Annotated in this window: 24 protein-coding genes and 3 pseudogenes; 6 read left to right on the forward strand and 21 right to left on the reverse strand. The window is 38.7% G+C overall.

Annotated elements, in window-relative coordinates:
* Positions 1-401: 401 nt before the first annotated feature.
* From KOL94_RS09040 to KOL94_RS09060, 4 genes and pseudogenes are all read right to left on the reverse strand, one after another.
* Positions 402-1,004: a flavodoxin family protein gene (locus KOL94_RS09040; protein ID WP_221565809.1), complete on the reverse strand. Its 603-nt coding sequence runs from the start codon at positions 1,002-1,004 to the stop codon at positions 402-404.
* Positions 1,005-2,219, reverse strand: coding sequence for an MFS transporter (locus KOL94_RS09045; protein ID WP_221565813.1), 1,215 nt, complete (start codon positions 2,217-2,219; stop codon positions 1,005-1,007).
* A 180-nt stretch (positions 2,220-2,399) separates the two neighbouring features.
* Positions 2,400-2,638, reverse strand: a pseudogene (locus KOL94_RS25760) (hypothetical protein).
* Positions 2,626-2,868 (reverse strand): hypothetical protein, encoded by a 243-nt coding sequence (locus KOL94_RS09060; RefSeq protein ID WP_221565816.1) that lies wholly within the window; start codon positions 2,866-2,868, stop codon positions 2,626-2,628. The pseudogene KOL94_RS25760 and the gene KOL94_RS09060 overlap by 13 nt, the downstream one beginning before the upstream one ends.
* A gap of 156 nt (positions 2,869-3,024) precedes the next feature.
* Here KOL94_RS09060 and KOL94_RS09065 point away from each other — a divergent pair, with 156 nt between their 5' ends.
* On the forward strand, positions 3,025-3,915 hold the full coding sequence (locus KOL94_RS09065) for a LysR family transcriptional regulator (RefSeq protein ID WP_221565819.1): 891 nt from the start codon (positions 3,025-3,027) through the stop codon (positions 3,913-3,915).
* A 230-nt stretch (positions 3,916-4,145) separates the two neighbouring features.
* Here the strand turns inward: KOL94_RS09065 and KOL94_RS09070 are convergent, their stop codons facing one another.
* The gene (locus KOL94_RS09070; protein ID WP_221565822.1) at positions 4,146-4,463 is read right to left on the reverse strand and encodes a MazG nucleotide pyrophosphohydrolase domain-containing protein; all 318 of its coding nucleotides are present in this window, start codon (positions 4,461-4,463) and stop codon (positions 4,146-4,148) included.
* Between the two features lie 83 nt (positions 4,464-4,546).
* Between KOL94_RS09070 and KOL94_RS09075 the strand changes: the two are divergent.
* Positions 4,547-4,880: pseudogene (locus KOL94_RS09075) on the forward strand (LOG family protein); the annotation flags it as partial.
* On the opposite strand, the pseudogene KOL94_RS09080 reads toward KOL94_RS09075, so the two are convergent.
* A pseudogene (locus tag KOL94_RS09080) lies at positions 4,880-5,299 on the reverse strand (IS110 family transposase); the annotation flags it as partial. The pseudogenes KOL94_RS09075 and KOL94_RS09080 sit on opposite strands and share 1 nt — an antisense overlap.
* 377 nt (positions 5,300-5,676) lie before the next feature.
* Here KOL94_RS09080 and KOL94_RS09085 point away from each other — a divergent pair.
* Together KOL94_RS09085 and KOL94_RS25765 are read left to right on the forward strand one after the other, a co-directional pair.
* Positions 5,677-8,058: a glycoside hydrolase family 3 protein gene (locus tag KOL94_RS09085; protein ID WP_221565825.1), complete on the forward strand. Its 2,382-nt coding sequence runs from the start codon at positions 5,677-5,679 to the stop codon at positions 8,056-8,058.
* Between the two features lie 247 nt (positions 8,059-8,305).
* The gene (locus KOL94_RS25765) at positions 8,306-8,386 is read left to right on the forward strand and encodes a putative holin-like toxin (RefSeq protein ID WP_221567641.1); all 81 of its coding nucleotides are present in this window, start codon (positions 8,306-8,308) and stop codon (positions 8,384-8,386) included.
* Between the two features lie 642 nt (positions 8,387-9,028).
* Here the strand turns inward: KOL94_RS25765 and KOL94_RS09095 are convergent.
* From KOL94_RS09095 to phaR, 6 genes are all read right to left on the reverse strand, one after another.
* Positions 9,029-10,216, reverse strand: coding sequence for an acetyl-CoA C-acetyltransferase (locus KOL94_RS09095; protein ID WP_221565828.1), 1,188 nt, complete (start codon positions 10,214-10,216; stop codon positions 9,029-9,031).
* A gap of 33 nt (positions 10,217-10,249) precedes the next feature.
* A complete protein-coding gene (locus KOL94_RS09100) occupies positions 10,250-11,446 on the reverse strand; it encodes an NAD(P)-dependent malic enzyme (RefSeq protein WP_221565831.1) in 1,197 nt (398 codons plus the stop codon).
* A gap of 74 nt (positions 11,447-11,520) precedes the next feature.
* Complete coding sequence (locus tag KOL94_RS09105) at positions 11,521-11,766, reverse strand: biotin/lipoyl attachment domain-containing protein (protein ID WP_221565833.1); 246 nt, start codon at positions 11,764-11,766, stop codon at positions 11,521-11,523.
* Between the two features lie 59 nt (positions 11,767-11,825).
* Positions 11,826-12,878 carry a class III poly(R)-hydroxyalkanoic acid synthase subunit PhaC gene (phaC, locus tag KOL94_RS09110; RefSeq protein ID WP_483298085.1) on the reverse strand — a complete coding sequence of 351 codons (1,053 nt, stop codon included), beginning with the start codon at positions 12,876-12,878 and terminating at the stop codon, positions 11,826-11,828.
* A 76-nt stretch (positions 12,879-12,954) separates the two neighbouring features.
* Complete coding sequence (locus KOL94_RS09115) at positions 12,955-13,698, reverse strand: 3-oxoacyl-ACP reductase (RefSeq protein WP_221565838.1); 744 nt, start codon at positions 13,696-13,698, stop codon at positions 12,955-12,957.
* 52 nt (positions 13,699-13,750) lie between these two features.
* Complete coding sequence (phaR, locus tag KOL94_RS09120; RefSeq protein WP_221565841.1) at positions 13,751-14,209, reverse strand: polyhydroxyalkanoic acid synthase subunit PhaR; 459 nt, start codon at positions 14,207-14,209, stop codon at positions 13,751-13,753.
* Positions 14,210-14,533: 324 nt separating this feature from the next.
* Between phaR and phaQ the strand changes: the two genes are divergently transcribed.
* Complete coding sequence (phaQ, locus tag KOL94_RS09125; protein WP_221565844.1) at positions 14,534-14,953, forward strand: poly-beta-hydroxybutyrate-responsive repressor; 420 nt, start codon at positions 14,534-14,536, stop codon at positions 14,951-14,953.
* Between the two features lie 88 nt (positions 14,954-15,041).
* Positions 15,042-15,593, forward strand: a complete 552-nt coding sequence (locus KOL94_RS09130) for a hypothetical protein (protein WP_221565848.1) — start codon at positions 15,042-15,044, stop codon at positions 15,591-15,593.
* A 119-nt stretch (positions 15,594-15,712) separates the two neighbouring features.
* Here KOL94_RS09130 and KOL94_RS09135 read toward each other — a convergent pair whose 3' ends face one another.
* From KOL94_RS09135 to KOL94_RS09175, 9 genes are all read right to left on the reverse strand, one after another.
* Complete coding sequence (locus KOL94_RS09135; protein WP_221565851.1) at positions 15,713-16,798, reverse strand: extracellular catalytic domain type 1 short-chain-length polyhydroxyalkanoate depolymerase; 1,086 nt, start codon at positions 16,796-16,798, stop codon at positions 15,713-15,715.
* Between the two features lie 825 nt (positions 16,799-17,623).
* Positions 17,624-18,595 carry an NAD(P)H-dependent flavin oxidoreductase gene (locus tag KOL94_RS09140; protein ID WP_221565854.1) on the reverse strand — a complete coding sequence of 324 codons (972 nt, stop codon included), beginning with the start codon at positions 18,593-18,595 and terminating at the stop codon, positions 17,624-17,626.
* A 570-nt stretch (positions 18,596-19,165) separates the two neighbouring features.
* On the reverse strand, positions 19,166-20,125 hold the full coding sequence (locus KOL94_RS09145) for a hypothetical protein (RefSeq protein ID WP_221565857.1): 960 nt from the start codon (positions 20,123-20,125) through the stop codon (positions 19,166-19,168).
* A gap of 34 nt (positions 20,126-20,159) precedes the next feature.
* The gene (locus KOL94_RS09150) at positions 20,160-21,335 is read right to left on the reverse strand and encodes a hypothetical protein (protein ID WP_221565860.1); all 1,176 of its coding nucleotides are present in this window, start codon (positions 21,333-21,335) and stop codon (positions 20,160-20,162) included.
* Positions 21,336-21,381: 46 nt separating this feature from the next.
* The gene (locus KOL94_RS09155) at positions 21,382-22,383 is read right to left on the reverse strand and encodes a Gfo/Idh/MocA family protein (protein ID WP_221565863.1); all 1,002 of its coding nucleotides are present in this window, start codon (positions 22,381-22,383) and stop codon (positions 21,382-21,384) included.
* A gap of 17 nt (positions 22,384-22,400) precedes the next feature.
* Positions 22,401-23,171 carry a hypothetical protein gene (locus tag KOL94_RS09160; protein WP_221565866.1) on the reverse strand — a complete coding sequence of 257 codons (771 nt, stop codon included), beginning with the start codon at positions 23,169-23,171 and terminating at the stop codon, positions 22,401-22,403.
* Between the two features lie 28 nt (positions 23,172-23,199).
* Entirely contained in the window at positions 23,200-24,117 is a 918-nt protein-coding gene (locus tag KOL94_RS09165; RefSeq protein ID WP_221565869.1) for a helix-turn-helix domain-containing protein, read from the reverse strand.
* Between the two features lie 45 nt (positions 24,118-24,162).
* Complete coding sequence (locus KOL94_RS09170) at positions 24,163-24,993, reverse strand: carbohydrate ABC transporter permease (protein ID WP_221565871.1); 831 nt, start codon at positions 24,991-24,993, stop codon at positions 24,163-24,165.
* 29 nt (positions 24,994-25,022) lie between these two features.
* Positions 25,023-25,985 (reverse strand): carbohydrate ABC transporter permease, encoded by a 963-nt coding sequence (locus KOL94_RS09175; RefSeq protein ID WP_221565873.1) that lies wholly within the window; start codon positions 25,983-25,985, stop codon positions 25,023-25,025.
* Positions 25,986-26,022: the final 37 nt, after the last annotated feature.

A 26,022-nucleotide genomic window follows, 5' to 3' on the forward strand; every position in this document is an offset into this window, starting at 1 on the left:
TGACAGTACTACAACAATTAACGTTGCAAACGCACACGCGAACATCAACGCTTCAAATACCGTCATACAGCACCACCCCCTTTCTTTTGGGAGTGTGCCGACCACCCTTGAGAAAATCCTATTCTATTGCATCATCATTATATCATGGAGAGTTGTAATAAATACGTCGTATATTAATTTTTTATGTTATCATTTTGATTCGCGAAAAGGTAATGTTTTCTCTAAATATTCCTGCCAATAGCTTTCATTACCTTCTAGATCATATATCCAATAGTACATCATCAAAATTTCAAACTCCTGTTTCCTCCTTTTAGGCATTTTTCTATATAGAGAATCTAAATTCCAAAAAACGATCTCAAAATCACAGAGTTAAAATAAAGGAGAAATTAATCCTACAATGCTTACTCCAATGACTCCGTAATTCCTTCCTCTAATACATTCACCGTCTCTATCTCATTTTTCTTATTCAACAATTCACCAAGCTTACAAGCATCTTCTATAGCTTTCTCGTCTTTAAAAATATCTTTAGGTTTTGCTCCCTCTCCTAATACGTATCCCTTATAGTCCAAACCAATAAATTGGCAAATATACATGAATTGTTGTACAAGTGGCACCCCTTTCACACGAGGGTTATCTCCTCCAACCGCAATAATATATGCTTGTTTCTGACTCATTTTCTCTTTGAAATTCGGATATTTTTCATCCCTAACAGTTTGCGACCAACGATCGATAAAACGTTTCATCACACTGGTCATTCCATACCAATAGATTGGTGTAGCAAAGATTAAAACCTCACAGTCAATGATTTGGTCAATGATTTGGTCATACTCATCTTTAACTGGAGAAAATCCATTCTTTTCATGTCTTTGGTCAATAATATCTTTAAACTGATACCTCTTGAGATCAATTTTTGTTACGTCTGGTAACCTTTTAACAACTTCTTCAGTTAAAAATTCTGTATTTCCGAGCTCTCTTGTGCTTCCATAAATTACTCCAACTTTCATTTAGACCACCTCATATCGATAATTAGTTTGACTCTTACGTTTCGAAACAATATAATGCAAAATCAACCCAGCCAACATCAGTCCTCCCATACAAATAAAACCTATGCTTGGGGAAAAAACATCAATAAGCAGACCTAGCCCACTTGCAAATACAGCTTGAAGAAATAATGCTATCCCCATCCATACAGACATCGCTCTGCCCATCAATGGTTTGGGAACAATCTCCATTAGCATAGTGTTCATAATAATTCTTATGGATGAGTTGGAAAATCCAATTAAGAAACTTCCTAGATAGATCATGCTCACTAGTGAATTAAAAGATAATCCCACTAAAGTGAGAACAGATAGCGAGAAGATAACACTGACTGCTTTGTTTTTAGTGATTTTTTTTGCAAAAGGGGCAGCTATAAACCCAGAAATCAAACCACCTATCCCATAAGCCATATCGGAGAACCCAAAGACGACGGAATCAGCATTTAAAGTTCCACTGACATACTCTGGTAAGACCACATTGAAAACCATAGTCCCTACCAAAGGAACGATCGCAACAAATCCCATGAGAAACGTCAATTGATGGGAACGCAAATAATGAATTCCTTTTTTAAAGGACCGAAGATACCCTTCATCCTTATCCTCTAGTAAAATGGATTGGTACTTAACGAAGCTCATAAACAAACTACTCATCACAAACATTAAGGAATTTATCAGAAGGATCGTTTCAAATCCGGCAAACTTATAAATAAAGCCGGAAGCTGCCCCAGCCATAAACATTCCCACTTGTAAACTAATCTCAATCAAAGAATTTCCTTTGGATAATTCCTCTTCCGGTAGTAATTCTTGAATGAGACTACGAGATGCCGACATGTAAATGCTCCAACCAAGACCATTGATGACGGCAAATAAATATATGTAGCCGATGGTGAATCCATTAAACATGAACGCAGCTGTCAGTATTCCGATAGCCACTGCCCGTAGGATAAAAGTTAATTGAATCACTCCTTTTCGATTAAATTTATCTGTAAGAATCCCAGTCAAGGGAGAAACAAGAAATCCGGCTATTACGTTAAGAGCTAACATAATACCTACTGCTCCTGTCGAACCAGTTTCATCTAATAAGTACCAATTTGCCCCAATAGTACTCATACCTACACCAAAACCAGATATGATATCCGCAAGAAAAAAGAACAAGAAACCTTTCCTAGTTAAAACCGACATCTCATCACCTCATCATTATATTTAACTCTATAAAAATCCTACCGTAGGGATTACAAGTGGTAAAACGGATAATTTAAATGGTTACCATCGAAAAAAACGTCTGAACAAAAGAAGCGCTTTATTCAAATGAAAACCCCGATAAATTCATAGAATATGGGTTTTTTCCATTAAAATAGAAGATTATACATATTCTAATTGAATAGAGTTAATCAAATGACTAGCTTTTCTTTTAGCTTCCTTTGAATTTACTCCTGAGGTGATTACATAGCCTAAACGATCATCAGAACTCTCGGGGGCCTCACTGTATCGCCAGGTTTAACATTTATTTCATATTTAATGACAGAAGGATCATTCTTTATATTTTCGATTCCAGTTACGGTTGAGATTTCACCATTGTTTCGAGACGTTAAATAAGCAATAGAAGTCTCCCATCATAAACAGAATCCTTAATAGCATAAAAAATAGACTTTAGATCCCTAATATTAGCTATTAAAAAATCATCATAATAGTCTTCATAACCATATTTTCTAGGGTTGTCTGCAGAAGATCCTATGGCAATGACTTTGCACCCTTTTCGATAGGTCCTCTCTACAAAATCCACCCCATAAAAGCTCGGTTCTACAAAAGCTACAATCATTTGTTCTCCCATTTTTCACTCCAACTCCTTATTATGTTTTTCGATTCTACTTTTTATAAATTTCAGTAAATGTATGGTAAGTTAATCACAAGTTAATAAATGCCTGTATCCCAGATGAAAAGTTCGATGGAATGAATCGAAAAATACGATAGAAGTGGAGTGAGATAGATGGATATGAAGCAACTTACTACATTTCAAGTAGCTTGCAAGACATTAAATTTCACTAAAAGTGCTGAAATTTTGAATTATGCTCAATCCAGTGTGACGTCCCAAATCAAAAGCTTAGAATCGGAACTAGGTGTGAACTTGTTCGAGAGACTAGGAAATAAATTAGTTTTAACGCCATTTGGAGAGAAATTTCAGGTGTATGCTGACACCATTACTACTCAATACCAATCGGCCATTGATGAAATCAATTACGATAAAAATATGACGAGTACTATTGTGGTGGGGGCGACTGAAAGTCAATGTACTTATAAGCTCCCTGAAGTGTTGAAGGAATTAAAAATTTTATTTCCGAATGTTGGAGTCATCGTCAAACCCGTTCATAAATATTCAGAAATTCAGTCAGAGCTACAGTCCGGAGAACTGGATTTTGCCTTTATGTTCGGAGAGGATATAGATGACGGGAATAACTTAAAGGTTTCTAAATTGTCGAAGGGAAGCTTAGTTTTGGTTGCTTCCCCAGTGAGTAAAACCACTGAACTTGATAATCCAAAACTGGAAGAATTAATCGAAGAAACCCTTATATTAACTGCAAAAGGATGTTCATACAGAAATTTATTAGAAGATATGCTTCTAGAGCACGAAATCAAATTCAATTCCACTTTTGAAATTACCAACATCGAAACCCTCAAGAACTGTGTGAAATCAGATCTTGGCATTGCCCTATTACCGTATGAAGTGGTAAAAGACGAGGTTGAGAGAAATGAATTAAGCATCATAGATTGGTCAAAAGGGAAGGACCAGGAAATATACCACTTTATCTCGTGGCATAAAGATAAAAATCTTACTCCATTGCTAAATACATTTATCTCAATCAGTGAAAGTGTTTTCTAATGCAAAAAATGCAACCCAAACGTTTGTGGTTGCATTTTTATCCTGTATTCAATCATCTGAAAAAGACAAACCAATAATTAGGTTTGGCCTTCCTCTTAAATAGCCCCCAACCATGGTGATTCGAATTCAAGATATATCTAACTTGTTATATTCACGAACTTAAACAATCACCCCCTAATCCTGAAGACTTTAATTCAAGATACTATGAAGTAATCATGCAATATCTTATATTAAATGTCATATCGTTTTGAAAGTTTTTCTTTATGTGCTTGGAACACTTTTTCTAAGGGAATTTCATATTTATTCGCAATAATGATGAGATTTCCTAATACATCCCCTAATTCTTCCGTTAACTCTTGTTTATTTTTTTCATAAGACTCATCCCTTTCGTCTGGACGATCTCTTCCTATCTCAAGGGATCTTATGGCTCGGGCTACCTCTCCCGTTTCCTCAGCTAAAAAGCCAATCCGTATAAAGATATCTAACTCAGACCACCCTCTGATTTCATAATATTCTTTGATCCATTGTTGAAATTCGGTAACATCCATTTTACTCCTCCTCACATTAGCCATAGTTTAACAAAGGATTCTAAATTTTGTATAATACTCATGGTGATTTCAGGAGGGATAGGATGAAAAAAATAGCTGTATTTTGCGGGTCAAGCCCCGGAGCATCTAATGCTTATATAGAGGGGGGCAAAAAAGCTCGGGAAAGAAATGGGTAAAAGAGATATCACTCTCGTCTATGGCGGGGCAAGTGTAGGAATGATGAGAGCTCTTGCAGATACGATCTTAGAGGAAGGCGGACAAGTGATTAGTGTTATGCCCGACTTTCTAGAAAAGAGGGAAATAGCACATAAACGCCTAACTGAACTGATGGTTGTTGGATCTATGCATGAAAGAAAAACCAAAATGTCAGAACTAGCTGATGGATTTATTGCTTTACCAGGTGGTCCAGGAACGATGACACGGAGTTCCGCATAAACACCTTCTGGAATATTCGGTTCAGCGTATCGCCCATCTTTCACTAATTGTGCAATGACCTTGGCATCTTTCACATCATTCTTTGTAGGTGAATTATCATCTAACTCTTTAGCTTTCTTCACATGTAAAGGGTTTACCACAACGAACTTGATATCAATAATGACCTTAGGCTACATGCCTATCATGACTTGATTCATGCTATGATCAGTGATTAACTTTTGAATCCACTTCAATAGATTATTAAAGCCAGTTTTAGTGTTCTCAAAAGATAGAGACGTTCCAAATTCTACACCTCTAAAGTCCTGAGCTCGTGCAACATGATTGAACTTCGCGATATCAACGCCTATAATAAGTGTTTGAGAAGTAATTTGAGCAAGTTTTTGATTTTGGTTATAATTCATTGTGCAGCCTCCTGGTATAATTGTTCTTTTTGCTGGCCAGCTCTAAGACAATCATACCAAGGGGCTATTTTTTTCTGGGATATTACTTCATAACAGGAATGCTACCCGATTGTTGAGGAAGCCATGTAAAATCTTTTTATGGGGTTCTCATATATTAATGCTTATATACTTTTTAGTGTCGCTTCATACTCCTTAACCAGTTTATAAAAAGTATTCAAAACCAACAACCGCCCTTTTCCAAACAAAAAAGTCCAGTTCATCACAAGAAAATCCAGAATATTCAATCCCTTTTCCTTGAATGCAGATGTTAGAATGAAAACGTTTACAACAGGGATTTTGTGCTGCGATATTATTTTAAAAGGAGGAGAACGGATGGAATGAAGAAAAAGTGGGGGAAAAGAAATTCAAAATTCGGTAAAAAATTAGTTGGTAGTTTACTAGCTACTTTATTGGTTTTATCTGCTGGTACACCTTCTTTTTCCAGTAGTGCCAGTCCAAATAGTAATGGGATTGGAAAAGGTTTGTCCAAGGATAACGGAAAAAAATGGTCCATTATTGAATCAGGTGAAATTAATTATGCGACAAATCGAGGCGGTCCGACTCTAGGATATTCTGATCATTCCGGAGTGGATATCATTATTCGTGCTGGATATGCGTTTAAAGATTTGAATAAAAATAAAAAGTTGGATCAGTACGAGGATTGGCGGCTATCTATTGAAGAGCGTGCTGAAGATTTAGCATCTAAAATGTCAGTAGAACAAATTTCTGGTTTAATGCTGTACAGCTCGCATCAAAGGATTGATTCTGCTGAATTAACGGAATCCCAGAGAAGTTATATTGTTAATGATAATCTTCGTCACGTATTGTTTACAAGTGTTGCAAGCCCAGAAACAGCAGCACAGTGGAACAATAATGCTCAAGCGTTAGCTGAAGGATTGGGTTTAGGTATTCCTTTAAATAACAGTTCGGATCCACGTCATGGATCGGATTCTAGTGCAGAATTTAATGCTGGAGCTGGTGGAGATATATCGATGTGGCCAGAGTCCATTGGGTTAGCTGCTACTTTTGATCCTAAAATTGTTGAAGAATTTGGTGAAATTGCTTCAAAGGAGTATCGTGCACTTGGAATTTCAACCGCACTTTCTCCACAAATTGATATTGCAACTGATCCCCGTTGGTATCGGTTCCCGGGTACATTTGGTGAAGATGCTCACCTTTCAGCAGACATGGCTCGAGCCTATGCCGATGGATTCCAAACATCAAGCGGAGAAGATGAAATTACTAAAGCATGGGGATACACAAGTGTCAATACAATGGCCAAACACTGGCCTGGCGGTGGATCCGGTGAAGCTGGACGTGATGCGCATTATCCGTTTGGGAAATACGCCGTTTATCCAGGAAACAACTTTGAAGAACATCTTATTCCATTTTTAAACGGTGTATTTGACTTAAAAGGTGGAACCGGTTCAGTTTCTGCAATCATGCCTTACTACACCATTTCATGGGATCAAGATACTAAGTATGGAGAAAACGTTGGTAATTCATATAGTAAATATATGATCAATGATCTTCTTAGAAATAAATATGGTTATAATGGAGTTATCACTACAGACTGGGGAATTACCGAGGATATTGGTTATGAAATCGACGATATGGAGAAATTCGGTTATGGAACCTCATGGGGTGTTGAAGATCTTTCTGTTCCGGAACGATTTTATAAAGTTATTATGAACGGTGTGGATCAGTTTGGTGGTGTTGATGAATCAGATGATATTTTAGTTGCTTATCAAATGGGTGTTGAGGAGCATGGAGAAGAATTCATACGAAACCGCTTTGAGGAATCTGCAGTTAGATTGTTAAAAAATGTGTTCCAAGTAGGTTTATTTGAAAATCCTTACCTTGATGTCAAAGAAACAGCTGAGACTGTCGGTAATCCAGAATTCATGGAAGCGGGTTTTGAAGCACAACTCAAGTCGATTGTTATGTTAAAGAACAAGGATAAGACGCTACCACTAAAAGCAAAAGATAACAAAAAATTAACAGCTTATGTACCGGAACGCTGGTACCCTCCTGTGAAAGCTCGTTTTGGTGGAGGGGTGACACCAGGTTACTATGAAGTTCCATTTAATCTTGATGTTGTTCAAAAATATTTTAATGTAACGAAAGATCCTAATAAAGCAGACTTTGCACTTGTTGGAATAAAAAGTCCAGATGGCGGACTTGGTTATTCTGTAGAAGATCGTAAAAATGGTGGAAATGGTTACTTACCAATTAGTTTACAATACGGCGAATATACAGCTGATCATGCTAGAAAGGTAAGTATAGCTGGTGGACATCCAACAGAAGATTTCACAAATAGATCTTACAAGGGTAAAACAGTAACAGCTGCAAATACAAAAGATCTTGATCTTGTACTTGAAACTAGAGAGAAAATGGGTGACAAGCCTGTAATTGTTTCAATCAACATGAGTACTCCGGCAGTACTTGCTGAATTTGAAAATAAAGTTGATGCAATTCTAGTAAATTTCGGTGTTCAAGACCAAGCATTGTTTGAAGTCTTATCCGGTGGTTTTGAACCTTCCGGGCTTCTGCCACTGCAAATGCCGGCCAGCATGAAAACCGTAGAAGAACAATTTGAAGACGTTCCACACGACATGGACGTGCATGTAGACTCAGAAGGAAATGCTTATGACTTCACATTTGGCCTTAACTGGGATGGCGTTATCTCAGACGAAAGAGTAAAAAAATATAGAAAATAAGGAGAAATCTTAAGGACAGTTAATTAGATTTATCCTTTCATTATTAATCATATGAATTAAGAAGGGGAACTCCTGGAAACCTCAGGAGTTTCCTTATCAAAAATCATCGAGCAATATGGTGTAAGCAGCTACGATCACCACAGGTTAAAAGGCATATACGCTATAATTAAATGGCAATAGAATACGGCTTATCCTGAAGGATGATCGGCACACTCCCACGTCGGAAACAAAAGGGGGTGATGCCTCCATGACAGTTTACCAAGCACTTTCAATTATGCTCACATTTGGGCTTCTGATCGTTGCGATACTGTCTTTCCACAAAAAATAGACCACATTATTTTTTTCTTCAAGCATATAATAGATTCTCATTAAATAGAAACTTGTCCAGGAATTACCATTGCCATCCTCACTGCGAAATAGATTACACCAAAAAGGATTACTGTCCCGATCAAACAATAAAGTAATACAAATAATATTCCCATAAGATCACACCTTTTAAGATAAATGTGGAATTTAAAATGTAAAGAGCTGTTATTAAATAAATGCCTCCTATAATGGAATAACGAGCGCAATCCAATACTTTAGAATTACGCCCTATTACTGAAGACTACTAATACCTAGTTAGTAAAAAACACCCACAAGAAGTATGGGTGTCTTAAAGGTTAATTTCATTAACCCATTCAGGATTTTCTTCTATATTAAGCTTTTCACAAAGTTTTTTATGCACTCTCTTAAACTCTGGTGATTTTACAACATTCATTATATTATAGGGATTACGATTACAATCCCAGCTACCAAGAAGAGATAATTGCCAATCTTCAAATACAGCTCTTTTCCCTTCGTATTTGGACCGATCAGATACTTTTTCGTTTTTCGAAGAGTCAAGTAGATTCTTGTAAAAAAAACTCAACTGAACTTGTTCAAGTTACACAGGTCCAGTTGAGAATTAATTTCCCTATATAAACTTTGCTTATGAACGCTCAATCACTGTTGCAACACCTTGACCGCCGCCAATGCATAATGTTGCTAACCCGTAACGCCCATCTCTCCGCTTTAATTCATGAAGTAACGTTACTAAAATGCGCGTCCCGCTTGCGCCAATCGGGTGTCCTAATGCGATTGCTCCGCCATTTACATTTAAGATCTCTTCATCAAATTTCAACTCTTTTCCAACAGCTACCGACTGTGCAGCAAAAGCTTCGTTTGCTTCAATAAGATTTATGTCTTCAATGGAAAGGCCTGCTTTTTCCAATGCTTTTTTCGTAGCTGGAACCGGGCCAATTCCCATAATGCTTGGATCAACCCCTGCACTTGCATTCGCCCGGATTGTTGCAAGCGGCTCAAGGCCCAATTTATCTGCTTTTTGCTTACTCATGACAACAACGGCGGCAGCTCCATCATTTACACCTGAAGCATTGCCGGCAGTTACGATACCGTCTTTTTTGAACGCTGGACGTAATCCTGCTAGTTTTTCAGCATTTGTTCCTGCTCTAGGAAATTCATCCCTTGCAAACACGATTGATTCGCCTTTTCGCTGCGGAATTTCAACCGGAACAATTTCATCTTTAAAGCGAGAAGCCTCAATTGCTGCCACCGCTTTTTGTTGACTGCGGGCAGCAAACTGATCAAGTTCTTCCCTGGTCAACTCATATTGTTCACAGAGGTTTTCTCCGGTAATCCCCATATGATAATCGTTAAATGCACACCATAAGCCGTCGTGAACCATGCTATCGACTACTTTTTGGTCACCCATGCGGAATCCTGAGCGAGCACCTTTTAATAAATACGGCGCCTGGCTCATGTTCTCCATACCACCTGCAACAACAATGTCGGCATCACCGACTAAAATGGATTGTGCCGCCAAATGAACCGCTTTTAATCCGGATCCGCAGACTTTATTTATTGTCAAAGCCGGTACCTCTTTAGGTATGCCAGCTAGAATCGAAGCTTGCCGCGTTGGGTTTTGACCCAATCCGGCTTGAAGTACATTCCCCATAATCACTTCATTTACTAGATCAGGGTTTATTCCGCACTTTTCTAATGCTGATTTAACAACAAGAGCGCCTAATTTTGTAGCTGAAATATCTTTTAAACTTCCATTAAAATTTCCGATTGGTGTCCGGACTGCACTTACAATGGCTATTTCTTTTTGCGACAAATTTCTTCCTCTCCTTTTATAAAACTAGTTTAATTAGAGGGCTGTAATATAAGCTTTTTTTCGGCTTACCCCGGTTTTAATAGCTGCTTCAGCGACTGCAGAAGAAACAGATGTTACAACCCGTTTATCGAAAGGGTTCGGAATCACGTAATCTTCTGTTAGCTCATGAGGCTGAATAAGATCAGCAATAGCATAAACGGCTGCAAGCTTCATCGCTTCGTTAATTTCGGATGCGGAAGCTTCGAGTGCTCCTTTGAAAATTCCAGGAAAGGCTAGAACATTATTGATTTGGTTAGGATAGTCCGATCGTCCTGTACCGATAACGGCTACCCCCAAGGATTTGGCTTCTTCTGGCATAATTTCCGGGATGGGATTAGCCATCGCAAAAACAATCGGAGCCATGTTCATAGATTTTACCATTTCTCTTGTTAATGCACCGGCTACGGAAACGCCGATGAAAACGTCGGCATCTTTAAGTGCTTCGCTTAAAGATCCTTCGATCTTGTGATGGTTTGTTTTTTTGGCAATCTCTACTTTATTCGTGTTCATGCCAGCTGTCCGGCCCTTGAAGATCGCTCCTCTTGAATCACACATGATTATATCTTTAACACCCATGTTAATAAGAAGTTGAGTAATGGCAATCCCAGCCGCCCCCGCACCATTAACCACGACTTTGATTCGATCCAACGATTTTTGGACTACTTTTAAAGCATTGATTAAACCGGCTGCCGTAACGATTGCTGTACCGTGCTGATCATCATGAAAGACGGGGATGTTCATCTCTTTTTTCAATTTCTCCTCAATAACAAAACAATCTGGCGCAGAGATATCCTCAAGGTTAATACCGCCAAAAGTGGGCTCCAGCCGTTTTACTGTTTCGATTACTTCTTCAGCAGTGCCTGCCTTTAGGCATATCGGAAAAGCATCAATTCCTGCAAATAACTTAAAAAGTGCTGCTTTTCCTTCCATAACCGGCATCGAGGCGTCAGGTCCGATATTCCCTAGTCCGAGAACGGCAGAACCATTGGATACAACGCCTACAAGATTCCCTTTGATCGTATAATCATAAATCCGCTCAGCCTTTTCAAAAATTGCTCTGCATGGATCGGCCACCCCTGGAGAATAAACCAAACTTAAATCTCTTTCATCAAAAACAGGGACCTTAACATCAACGCTCAATTTACCTTTGTGTTTAAAATGAAGTTTCAACGATTCTTCTCCTATACTCACATTATAAACCTCCTTACCATTTTTTATTTTTTTGTTATTAGAGGACAGAAGTTTGTGCTGCTAAAGTAATTTGATTAATCCGACCCGGTAATTAATAAATCTTCCTTTATTTTCGCTAACACCGTGTTTGGAGTTACATTTTGATTTTCTTTAACTTCCAGAGACGTAATCAAACCACTCAACCCAATCGTAACTTCTTTTACAGACCCATTCTCTTCTCTTATTAAAAACAGCTTTTCCCATTCATATATATGAGATGATTCGTATACCAAAATGTTTTCAACCTTGCCATCGCAAGGACTATAAATTGGCTGTATCATATTGCCCTCCTGGAAAAATTTTTAGAATGTAAATCAGCTATTTATTTTCTCCAATTCTACTAATTTGATCGTTTTTCCAACCAGTCACCGACAGTTGGATAGGTTATTTTTACAGCTTTAGATCCAAATGTTACAGACACATGGCCTGTTGGCAATGTAACGTACTCTTTATCTTTGCTGGATATGACGTCCATTAACGCTTTTACTTGATGCGGTTGTGCAATAAGGTCTCTATCAGCTGACAAGTTGAGTACATTTGCAGTAATGTTTTTTAAGTTAACCTTACGACCGCGAATGACGAGTTCTCCTTTAATCAGCTTATTTTGTTGGTAGAAATCCCTGATCCACTGACGATACGCTTCACCTGGGAATGGAACTCCATCGGATATCCACTTTTGTAACAGTTTCCAGTTTCTTATGAACTGTTCGTTGTTTGCTCGATCGACAAGACTAACGTAAGGTCCAAAAAAGTTTGTGGTTGGTTTTAACATCTTGTTTCCGAAATCAATCATTTCAGGAGGGATAAGACCCAGTGTATCTACAACATTGTCAATGTCAAAATATCGCTCATCAAGGAAAGAGCCATATAAGCCTGTTTCCTCAAAATCAAATGGACTTGTCATAAATACTAAGTTGCGAATCGGTAATTCAGGATGCAGAGCGGCGAAAATAGATGTCATTGTACCACCCATGCAATAGCCAAGGACAGAAACTTCATCTTTCTTCGATATCCGCAGTACTTTCCGAACGGCACGTGGTATGTAGTCCAAAATGTAGTCATCTAGTTTCATTGTTTTGTCTTCATAACCTGGAGTACCCCAATCAAGGAGGTACACGTCAAACCCACGGTTTACCAAATATTCTACTAAACTGTTTCCTTTTGATAAATCTAAGATATACGGTTTATTAATAAGTGCATAAACCAATAAGATGGGCACTTTGAACTTTGTTGACTGATCGGATGAATACCGGTATAACTTCGTTTTATTTTTTGTCCAAATAACTTCTTTTGGTGTTAGACCAACTTCCGGATCGGGTTCGGTTGTTAACACTTCCGTTGCCCTTGCTAAACGGGAATACGATTCTTGGAACTCATTAGGCACTGTTTCCATAAGCTGTTTCCACTCTTTTGAATCTGTAATGCTCATGACGTCTCACACCTTTCCTGTTCGTTTAAAAATGAGTTTACTACATGTATAGTCCGCCGTTAATATTTAACTGCTGACCTGTGATATATCCGCTATCTTTGCATAGGAATATAACTCCGCGTGCAATTTCTTCTGGTTTGCCAAAACGGCGTTTCGGAATTTTAGCGACAATTTGTTCACGGATATTTTCCGGAATTTCTCTAATCATATCTGTGTCAATAAATCCTGGGCAAACGGAATTAACTGTAATTCCACTTTTGGCAAGCTCAAGCGCTAGAGATTTTGTGTAACCAATCATTCCTGATTTTGCCGCAGCATAGTTTGTTTGTCCGAAGCCCCCTGCCTGCCCGATAATAGAGGAAATATTAATAATGCGTCCTGCATCGGATTTAAAAAGGTAAGGCAAGGCAGCTGAGGTTGTATTGTAAATACTGTTCAAATTCACGTCAATTACGGTTCTCCAGTCTTCTTCACTAAGTTTTTTGAAAGTAGAGTCACGTGTAATTCCTGCATTATTAACAACGAAATCTAATGTGCCGAAATGATCAATAGTTTCTTCTACCAGTTTTTTAGATTCGTCCAAATTTGAAACATCTGCCTGCACCGCGTATGCTTCTCCGCCGACTTCCTTAAGTTCTGCAATTAGCTCTTCTGCCGGTCCTTTACTGCTGTTGTAGTTGATTACGACTTTTACACCGTTCCTAGCAAATTCCCTTGAAATTGCTTCACCGATTCCTTTTGCGCCGCCTGTTACTATTGCTACTCGGTTGTTTAAATCCGCCATCAAGATACACTCCTTATATGTTTAAAGACATTTTTAAAAACTTTTTAATCCGCTATTTGTTTTGTTGTTTCTCAGCCGTTTTTTTGGTGTTTTCTGTGTTGTTTTTTTCATTTAATAAGGTAAAGATTTCATCAAGTTTACTGTCCAGACTTTTGATATTATTTTTCACACGTGCCATTTCACGTTTCAGTTCTGCTTGGTTTACTTGATTTGTACTAGTTTCTTCAATCAATTCTTCTAAATTATCAAGTTTTGAGTCAACATTGATGATGAGAGATGCGATGTTTGAAAAGTCATTTCGAGTAGGAATATTCACTTGAGTTAGATAACTTTCTGTCGTTTCATCCAACATTTTCTTGAAAAGAAGATTCGTTTCCAAGACTTTCCCCATCCACTCCGAGAAATACTCTTCCTTGATTTTTTCATCCAATACGTTACTCCAATAGGATTCCGACTGGTTATAAAAGTCTTTCCACAGTTCCAATGGATCAATGTTTTTTTGTTGAGTCATTTGTTCTCTCCTTCCAATCATTTTTTGAATCACATGAATTATCTTAGTAGATAAAGTTGCTGTGGTACAAGAGATTTATTGTTGTTTTTCTGTAAATTCTAAATTTACTGTTAATTTTTAAAATCTCGGATGTAAAGTTCATTTTTCCAGAAGACTATCACGTAGAGGCTATCCTCTTTACAATAGTGTCTATAATAAAAAATTAATAAAGCATACAAGTTCTCGCAATCTTTGATAGATGTGTTAGATGTTTCGGTTTGACAAATGAAACAAATAGGTGTAAATTACACTTATAAACATTTAACATATTTGTGGGTGGTACACATGTCAAGGAAAAAGGGTACGAATGACTCAACACCAAATGATGAGAAAGTGATCGCCAGCGTTCCGAAAAACTTAATGATACCTGTACTCTTGTTAAGTCTGCGCGGCTGGAATTTGCATGGTTATAAACTGATTCAACAGTTGACCCAATTTGGTTTCCCGTCTATTGACCAGGGAAATGTTTATCGAACACTTAGACAATTAGAAAAAGAGAAGATGGTAAAGTCTGAATGGGATACGTCAACAGGTGGACCGGCAAGGCGAATCTACTCCTTAACCGATGCTGGTGAGGATTATCTAAAAGCGTGGGCGGGATCTCTTGAGCAATACCAATCGATTCTTAACCGTTTCTTTACAATGTATACGGATATGTTCATGCCTGCATCTTTAACAGATCGTAATAAAAAAGATGAAGAGTAATTGCTTTTGTTGTCCCTAATGATGAAAAGTGACTCTGCAGTATTACTGCAATCACAATAAATATTTATTTTTTTAGGAGGTTTTTAAAATGGCTGCAAACAATAAAAGCCAAAACAATGATCAGAATGCTTTTCATTTTGTTGACTCTTTTTGGGACAGTTGGAAAAACGGATTGAACTTCGTCTACGATTCCCACAAGGAAGTGGAAAATCTTACGCTTCAAGCATTTGAACACCAAAAGGAAGCATGGGAAAAAGTAACTGACAATATGAACAGAATCGAAGACGAGCAAACAAAATTAATGAAAGAACTACGTCAAAACGTTATGCAGAACATTGAAAGTGTTAGCGGTAAAGAGTTAACCAACTCTTTCGAACAGTCTAATGAGCGCCTCGATGAAGTAATCAGCCGGGTTCAACAACTAACCGCAACACCTTATAAAGCGAGTTTAAATGTACTAAGTCAGTCACAACAGCACTTTCAAGAATCTATTAAATCGGTTTTTGATCAGCAACAAAAAAATCGTGAAGAACTAAAACCATTGTTGGAAGATTTTTTAAACCAAGCAAAAACAACACAAAAAGGGTTTTTCAATGCATATAAAAACAACACAAAAACGGTATTAAGTAGGTTTAACTAGAACAGCGAGCAATCGCTGTTCTTTTTTTTGAAATATAGCAAAAATAAATATTAAATAGAAAAGGTGGGATAAAACGGCTGTATAGAAATCTTAATGTGGTTTCAGGTGAGGAGTGTATCCTAATGATGCGTTAAAAAATTCCATATTATGGATGAAGTATCCGGACCTAACGGATCCGAATAAGAACCATCTGGGCTTCCACCAGACCATGTATGTCCCATTCTGTCGATCATCCAAAGTTCCATTAATGAAAATCCATCCTTATCGTTGTAAACATGTTGTGTATAGCTCCTTCCATTTACAATACCCGCCTTTAGAAAAGCAGGTGTAACATCGGCTTTGCCTTTACCACCTTCTACAAGAAAATTAGTTTGACCCCATTGTATAATAACCTGCTGGCCATTAATCGGGTGCACAGTGGTATCACAAATACCGTGAAAAACAATGACAGGCATTTTCCTCTTATAATTCCCCATTTCCTCATAGGCCATTTTCCCGCACTCATACGGATCAGATGTACCTTTAATCATGACATCTTTAGCCTTTTGTGCCGTTGGATCAGTTGGAATAAATACATCTATAGCATCATACGGTAATCCGGAACATATTCCAATACCACTAAACACATCTGGATAGGTTGCTCCTAGAATGGAAGCCATGGCTGCACCTGCAGATAAACCAGCTGCATACACCTTATTTGGCTCAATACTATAATTTTTTTTGACGTCATCGATTATTCCTTTAATGATCTGAGGCTGACCTCCTTGACGATGCTGATTATAATCTAAAAACCAGTTCCAGCATCCGTCAAGATTAAATTGGGCTGGGTTAAAAGGGTTAAACAAGCGATTCATCTTAGGGTAAAGTACAATAAAGTTTTCTTGTTCAGCTAGATCATTCATTTTTGTTTCTGCAGCAAAGTCATTCGGGTCTTGTTTACAACCATGAAGCATCACCATTAAAGGTATATCGTTTCCCGCTTTGTATAAGCTCGGTACATAAAGTTTATACTTGTAGCTTTTAAATGTATTTTCCGAGAAGCTACTCATAACATCACATCCCCCTTTAATTCCAGAAATATTTTGAACATAGGTATCAAAATACCTATCTGTATGTCGAAACTTTACGTACTTTATTTCCTCATTTTTATGCGTCATTTGGATTGACTTTATTAATGTATCCTTTAAAACCCACAAAAAATACATCTTTATAAATTTTCGTGTGTACAAGCGTATATCCCTCTAAAGTTCTTATAACTCCGTTTATTTCTTCGATTTTTTGTTCATATTAAATTACTTGTTTTAGATTTTGAGAATCTCAACATATTCATGAAGCATAAGATCCGGCCGTTATACTATATGCTGAGTTTAGATTGGCTCTAATTAATTCAGAATTTATTGATGTTTTTAAATTATTATTAAACTAAAATGTGAATATACACTGTTACTTTACAAGGGAAATATATGAATACTCAAAAAACAGAATCAAACCGAAACAATTATTTAAGTTTACTATGCCTGATACTTATGTACTCCTCTTTATAAATTGCGATTATCTCGGTGATCTTTACTTTTGCGGGAGAAGCCACATGCCCATCAAGTTAACACCGATTTATTCTTAGGGCCGATCCAATTCTGTGAAAAACGCTTTCTGTAGGAGGGTAAACAGGCGAAGCAATATCTTTGATAGTTAAAAAGAGAATCGATGACGAAACCTGTCCAATAGATGTACGGAACATATAATTGGTAGTTATAAGTCGCTCAGAAAATGACTTTTGAATCAAAAAAACCGCCAGAATATTAGCGGTATATACCGAGATATCAAGTTGGCAGACACATAGTCAAATCATGCGTATGAAGAAGGCATGAAGTTCTCCAATATTAACTTAAATAACGTGTTAACAATCCGATCATTGCTCCAAGAACAACAGCAGGTATCGATCATAACGATATTATATAGACTAAGTCCTAATCTTCTTCATTTTTCCTATATGTAATAGAGCCCGGAACATTCCAGGCTTTATTTACTACTCATAAAGAAGTTACGACCAGTCTTTCTTGTGCTTGTTCATATTCTTCCTTAAGCTCGTCGACGATTTCTGTGACGGATTGGACGTGGTGGATTTGGTTAACACCCTGTCCGGCGGACCATATATTCTTCCATGCCTTAGAATCGGATTGATTAAGAGAGGAGAGATCAACCGTCTCCTTAGATTTTAATCGTTCGATATCGATACCTGCTTTGGTGATGCTGCTTTTCAAGTAATTGGCTTTTACACCTGTGAACGTATCCGTGTAGATGAGATCATCTAACTTGGAATCAATGAGCATATCCTTATATTCGGCAGGTGCAAAGCTTTCTTTTGCGGAGATGAACCTTGTCCCCATGTAAGCCATATCCATCCCTAAGGCCTGTGAAGCCAAAACATCTCGCCCGCTTGAAATACAGCCCGCCAGTATCGTAATTCCATTCCAAAACTCTCTCACCGCACCAGCGAATGCAAAACTGTTGATCGTACCTGCATGTCCTCCCGCTCCTGAGCATACGAGGATTAGTCCGTCTACCCCGGTTTTGGAAGCCTTCCGAGCATGCAGTACCGTCGCCACATCTGAAAAAACGAGCCCTCCATAGCCATGGACGATTTCTACGACAGCAGATGGATTACCTAAAGACGTAATAACAATTGGTGGCTCATATTTTTTTACTAATTCAAGATCCGTTTCGTACCGTTTATTAGAACTGTGGACGATCAGATTTACTGCCCATGGGGCTACTTTTCTAGCGGGATTATTTTCTTTGGCAGATACCAATTCAAAACGAATTCTTTCCATCCATTCTTCTAAAGTCGCTTCTGTTCGGGCATTCAATGATGGAAACGAACCAATAATCCCTGCTTTACAGCTTTCGATGACAAGCTCTGGGCTAGACACGAGAAACATTGGTGCAGAAATGACAGGTAAAATAAGTTCTTTTGAAATTCGCTCAGGAAGCTTAGTAGTCAAAGGGAAAAACTCCTTCCATTATTCCTTATTCACTATTAACTTAAATACGTCATAAACGGCTGTATTTCCTTCTTGTTTGACGATCTTCTGTCTGACAAAACGCCCACCTTTTAATTGTATTTTTATAAAAATGATTCTCTCCGAGCTTATAAATCCTCTGTCTTCCCCCCAAAAACGACACATCCTTCTTTGATTTGGATGAGCAAATTCTTTATCTGAGTAAAACTAAATCAAATTAAGATACCAACCATCACACCTACCGAATCCTATTATTTCGTTATCCTGCTGAATTCTTCAGTAAGATAAGGACGATCACCTTATGCAGCAATCGCCCCCTTCAAGACGCAGATATCATGATCGAGGCCAAGATTAAGGATAAGGCTGCATTACGCCTCGTTGAAGAATTATCGACTTTACGGGGATACAAACGGGTAGATGGGGCTATGATAAAGGTATAGCTTTCCATTTGAAAATAAGGAGAGACTGTCATGAGGACAGTCCCTTCCATAACATCAAATTGTTCGTAAATTTGAACCGATTTCGAAAACGAAGCTCCTGCTCTTTCTAAAGCTATGGCTTCATATTTTTGTAGCTTTGATACTTGTGTATTGCCTGCCCGGCGTATCCAGATTCGTTTGAGTAAAGCTGGTCAACGATCTCCAATTGTTCATTCATATATCCTTCTCCCTCTTCATAGAAGGAAACTTTTTCATAAGGCTCAAGGTATTGGGTTTCGACACCTATGACCGCTTTCATTCCATTCTCGCTTGCATATTGAATTTCATGCTCTATGTGATATGTGATCGAATCTCTTCCTTCTGCAAAATCCCGATAAGCCATCAACGCGACGTAATCAACTGTATCCATCACATGATCGGATAGCGGTTTTGTAACACCCTCATATGTCGTTTCATATTTGGACCCATCAAACCAAAAAGGCATTGCAATCATAAATTCAAAATCATATTTCATACCGTATACAGTCGCCATTCCATTTAGTTTCTTAAGTCCCTTCAAGTATTCTTGAACAAGCTGCTCCCGTTCTTCTGTTGTATCCCATTCGTCCAGTAGATAAGGTTCGATATCAAATTGCATTCCATCAAATTGTTCATCAACGTCTGAATGATGGTTATATTGGAACACCTGAAGCATCCTTTTGATTGGAATACGATGATTCTCTTTCCTTGCCCACTTTGCTGCTCCGTCCAAGGCAAACACCTTGATGTCGTTTTCATGTGCCAGCTCTATGAATTCCTGATACTGTTCGGAATACATTTCCAAATAGGTATCTTCTCCTCGATCACCAGTATTCAGGTAGATGACATTCACCCCTTTGTCTTTTGCAAAGGTGATTATTTCTTCACGAGCTTCGTCCGTAAGAATATCTTCGTTCGGAAACCATGACCACATGGCTTTATCTTTTCCAGAAGTGGTTTCTGCAAACGTGAAACCAGGGAACACGATCAACGCTAGCGCCAAAATCCCAAAAACCAATACCATTAACGGAAAATTCATGTGTAATCTAATCATGATTGATCCCCTCCTTTGAATTGTGGATACTTCCTCAAAACACATTCGGTGTTACAATCTTTTGATATACATTACTTCTTACATATCGCCTGCTTCGATGGTCAATTGTAAAAGGCAAGCGATCGTCCTCTAATTCAGAAATGGAAGAAATCCTTCCTTCTAGATAATCTACAAGTCTAAGCTTGGTCGTTTCCAATCTGTTGGACAAACCGCCATATCTCATGTCCATCACTTCCCATCCAAAGGGTTTATTGTGAAACATCCATTGTTCATAATATAGTCGCCTCAACTGCCCAACTCTCCTCAGAAGTTCAGGAAGATCTTCATTTGCGATTTTCCGTAGACCATCATGGTCATCAGAGCCATAACACCCTTTCATTTTCGAACCGAGCTCACTTTTAATACTGAGTACGGAGCAAATCCCGATAGGAACATCGAAGAGAGATCCCCATTCCCCTGCTCTTTTTTTCTGATTTTTCAACTTGGTCTCAAGGGTGGAATAGAATTCATTGAGAGGAACGCCATCTGTTTGGTGATCGAACAATCCGAGTAACGGATCCTGCCATAGCAAATACTTTGATGGATTGTCTGGTTCTAATTGGAACCCATCATCTGCTCCCGGAGGACGATCCAAATCACCTAACGAAACGAATGCATCCATATCAGCACCTGTGCAAAATCCAAATCTGCTCTTTACTTTCTCTATCTCGATTTCTATTGCATACCCATGCTCAGCTAAAAGCTGTATGCCTAACAATCCCGTGAATGGATTGGTTTCAGCGCCATCATCACCCCATAATGTCGCAAATACTTCTTGAATCCCTTCTCTTTTACAAGCTGTAATCGCCGCATTCAGAGACTTGAAGGGCTTATCATAGTTGAACGCGATTCCGTTCCAAGTCCAAATGCCGCCAGCAAAGAGAGGCGTGGAACCGAAGGTTTTATGTCTTTTCAAGAAGTCCTGATAGAAACCTTCATCTTCATGGTAGTAATCCCAATAGACAAATTGGACATCATCTGGCATTCCTTTGATAATCTCTGCTGGTATATGAGCATCCGTATCATAATAATCGCCCGTTGAAGAGGCCATCCGGAAGTACATGTCGCTCCAGATCATCGGAGACAATCCATGTTTTCTCGTAATTTGCAGGACGGTTTTCAAATGGTGATTCATGATTTCAAAGCTCGGTTGATATCCATTTCTATTCAAATAGTTTCCCAGCCCCAATTTGTGTGCTTCATCCATACCTTTCACGCTATTCCGATACCTCCGGAAAATCAATAACCTTTCCTTCCCTATGAGATCGATAGCAACCTTCTATTACTTGAATAATGGACTTTGCATAAGTTCCTGTATTAGTTATTTCCGATCTTCCGTATATAGCATCGACAAGTTCTTGTAATTGACTGATGAATGGAGAAACCTCCGTCTCACAAGGGACCTCTTCATAGGTTCCTGTCTGGTTGATCCACAGTCCCTTCCCAACCTCTACCTTCATCATTCCATTTGTGAAAATGAGTTCAGTGACATGCTTAGGAACTACTTTATATCCAGCAAGCGAGATGGTAACCGGAACTCCGTCTATTGTCTCCAAATAGAGAATCCCACTTCCCTCAACATCGCTTTCTACTTCAAGCTCATTCGTGTCATAGGATAACTTCGCTATTCCTTTTTTAAATCGGGTTTCCAATATCCATTGGATTTTATCAATGCAATGTGCCCCGAGGTTCATGACGATTCCACCACCAGATTTCTCTGACTGTAGAAACCATCCCGGCCGGTCGGAGGTGAAGTAATCCATATGTCGATTTTCATTGACCATGATGAGCTTACCAAGACGCTTTTGGCGCAAGATTTTTCTTGCCATCATGTTTTCTGCAAAGTAATGCTGGATATGCCCTACCATCAGCATGACGTTGTTGCTTTCTACTGCTTGCAGGATTTTGTTACACTCAGCAGTATCCAATGCCATCGGTTTTTCCAAAAGGATATGACATCCTTGCTCTGCTGCAAAAATCGCTGCTTCTTTGTGTAAATAATGTGGTAACGTTACGATTATAATGTCCGGTTTTTCTAGCAAAATCATTTCTCGGTAATCGGTATAACCTAAAATTCCATAGCATTTTGAAAAAAGATTTACTTTCTGTTCATTTACGTCTACAACAGCTACAGTACGCAATCCCTCCATCTGTTCGATTGCTTTGAAGTGATCAACAGCAATAATGCCTGCACCGATTACGCCAACGGTTAAATTCATACATGTACTCCTCTTGTCTATGAAGTCTGCAATTCTTTTCTCAGAACCTCAAAATCTCTTAACGCATTTGTATAGAGTAAGGAGGGTGTTTCAAACTCTGAAGCCGTCCCCTCCGTGAACTCAATGGAATAAGAGCCTTCATAGTTTTGGTCTTTCAAGATTTTAAGACGATCTCGTACAAAATCCATCTTGCTCTCTAACAGATGAAATGATTGTTCTTCATATAAGCTTACATGCGCATGAACGATGAACGCTCCTATATGGTCAAACCATGATTGGAGATCGGTTTGAGGATGGAACGGATGGACGATTGCACCAAGGTTATCCATCCCTATGTCATTAAAAACCTCCGAAACAACCAATGGATCCTCCATGATCGTACCTGGGTGACATTCACATATGAGCTGACAATCCAGCGGAAGCATAGTTTTCCAATCTAAAAGATTTCGGATATAGTCATGCCGCAATGTCACTTCATTTCCAAAATTGAACTTCACCTTTTTCGCTCCAAGTTTGTTAACCATTTCAGCTGCCTGAATCCGTTCATTGATGAATCCTTCTTCAAACCTCACATATGAATTGTAAATCTTAACGGGCAATGACGAATGTTTCAGGTTTTCCACTTCACCTTCCTCTGCTTTCAAGGCATGGTTTTCCCACAGTTCAATACCATCAAGGTCATCTGAGATGAGGGTATCCACCCATTCACTGACTTTAATGGAAGGCACCCTCTCCGTTTCCCATCGGTTCTTTTCCAGCAAAACCGTATTGATATAAAATTGAGACATGCTTTCCTCCTTTCACTGAAACGATGGTTTATCCAAGTGCAGAGAGTGGTTGGATTTCATTGTTCAAATAGCCGAAATGAATCCGATAGATATACCTCGGTCGACCTCTATCATTGATCTGTTCTTCCCCAATTACTTCAGCTATTTGATGATCTTCTAAGGTTGTAAGAATTCTTCTGGCACTCCTCAAAGTGATTGAGAATCCTTCCGCTAAATCGGCTGCGGTAATTTGATTCGTCCCGATCGATTCGCATAAACGAAACAGCCGATGGATGGTTGCCCCGCTCATTCCAATCTGCTTTAAAATCGAATCATCCTTTTGATAATGAAATTGCAGTTTGTGAGGTTTTTTGAGAATTGTGGAGCTGGCTGCCTTGTTTATTTTTTCAAAATAGGTCTTCAAACAGTCGACCGTTGGAGTGATCAAATATGCTTTTACGTTTCGTTCGACCAGTTTCTCGTAGACTCCGGGGTGACATGTAATCACGGCATAAGTATTTTCTTCAAGATGAAACTCGACCAACTCATCTGCATCTACTTGAAAATTGTACTCCTTGATCCTAAACTGCTCTGTCGGTATCCCTGCTTTTAGAAGTTGCTTCTTAATCTCTTGATCCGTAAAAAAATCAACACTCCATGTAGGCAAATATGTGGATCCTTCTAAAGATTCAATCAGGCATCTGAATAGTGTCGAATAGAAAGCCATCATCGAGGGCCGGATCAGGAAAACTGGAATTTGTTCAGGAAATTCCAACTTCCATTCAAGTGAGTTTGTAATTAATATTGCATCAAGGTCTTTAAATAAGAATGGATCAATATGTGGATTCCCCTCATCTGGATGGGCGACCATTGTTGTAATGGATACTCGTGGGAACTCCTCTTTTACGATTTGCCCTACATGTTCCACCATTTTACTGTGACCGATGATCAATAATTTCGTTTTCACATCCATACACTCCCATTCTTTGTTCTTCGCTTTTTGATGACAGATCTATTTCAGTCCAGATGAGCTTGCTCCTTTTACGAAGAACTTCTCAGTGAACAAGAAGACAATCAGAATTGGTATTAGAGTCATCAATGCTGCGGCGACTAGATATTGTTCTTGACCAAACCAAGCTCCAGACATCGATAGTACGCCTATTGGAAGCGTGAATTTTTCTTGGGAGGAAAGGTAGATGACAGGTGCCATTATTTCATTCCACTTTGCCATGAATGTAAAAATGGTTAACGTCGCCAATTGTGGTTTACACATTGGAAGGAAAATCCTCCAATAGGTTTGTAATGGTGAACACCCATCCAGCTTAGCTGCTTCCTCATATTCTTTAGGAATGGCAAGGAATGCTTGCCTCATCAGGAATATCCCGAATGGTTGAGCAAGCCATTCCAGTATCCATAAAGGAACAAGTGTATCCAGTAACCCCATGTTTTTGAAAATGATGAATTGTGGAATTATCATGACGACCGGTGGAATCATTAATGTACCAAGCACCATGATGAACAAGGAATTCTTGAATCGGAACTCTAATCTGGCAAATGCATAACCAACCAAAGAACAGGAAAACAATGCCCCGACAACAGAGAGCACGGTCACGACCAGACTGTTCCAACCGTACTGAGCAAAGTCAGTCATTTTCCAAACTTCCACGTAATTTTCCCATTGGACAGGGTCTGGAATCCACTCGACTGGTATCGCTGTATACTGGACATAACTCTTTAAGGAGTTCAATGCAGCGGTTATAAAAGGTGTCAGCATGATCAATGAACTGATCGTAATGATGATATAACTTAAGACTTTTCTCTTCTTATTCGGATTTTTTTGCATGAAAAACACCTCTGTGATTCATTTATCCTCTATTTCTCGTAATGGACCCATTTCTTTTGAATTTTTACTTGGATCAGTGTAATGATGAACAAGATGATGAACAGCACCCAAGCAATCGCAGATGCATACCCCATCTTCAAGAAGGCGAATCCTTGTTGGAACAGATAGAGCATCAATACCATACTTGCATTGTTAGGACCTCCAGCAGCAGTTATGTCACCTGAATTTCCGGTCATGACATAAATCTGTTCAAAAGCCTGGAAGGTAGTGATTGTACTCAATACCAATACAAGGAATGTCGTACCAGAAATCAGCGGTATCGTGACATGTCTGAACTTTCCTATGAAACCTGCTCCTTCAATTTCAGCAGCCTCATATAAATCTTCAGGTACATTCTGTAATCCTGCCAAAAAGATCACCATCATGTATCCGACACCTTTCCAAACGGCGACCGCTACTAAAACGGGGATGACTAGTTGCTCGTCATTCAACCATTTCTGCGGCTCCAATCCTAATTTCACGAGCAAATCATTCGCAAGTCCGAATCTAGGATTGAAAATGGCATCGGCTACATACAAAACAACCGTCCAAGATGAGATGACAGGGATGAAATGAGCGAATCGATAAAGCTTTAAGCCTTTCAACTGTTGATTCAAAGCCACAGCAAGAATCAATGCCAAAATAGTCTGTGTTGGTACAAACAGCAGTGTGAAATAAACGGTATTCCATAATGACTTCCAAAAAATCGGATCATTGATCAACTTATTGTAATTTTCTACCCCGATCCATTCCGGAGCACTTAACATATCGTATCTAGAAAAACTGAAGTATAAAGAAGCAAGCAATGTAAAAACGATAAAAACAATGAAATGAAGAAGGTAAGGAGAAATCATGAGCAAAGCCCATTTCCCCTCACTGTTCAGTCCTTTTCTTTTTTTCTTTGTGCTTATTTTCGTCCAGATGTTGATTAATGTATTAGTTTCGCTCTTCATAAACGTCACACTTTCTTTTATCGTTGTTCAGATGCTG

The organism is Alkalihalobacillus sp. TS-13, assembly GCF_019720915.1.
GTDB lineage: Bacteria > Bacillota > Bacilli > Bacillales > Fictibacillaceae > Pseudalkalibacillus.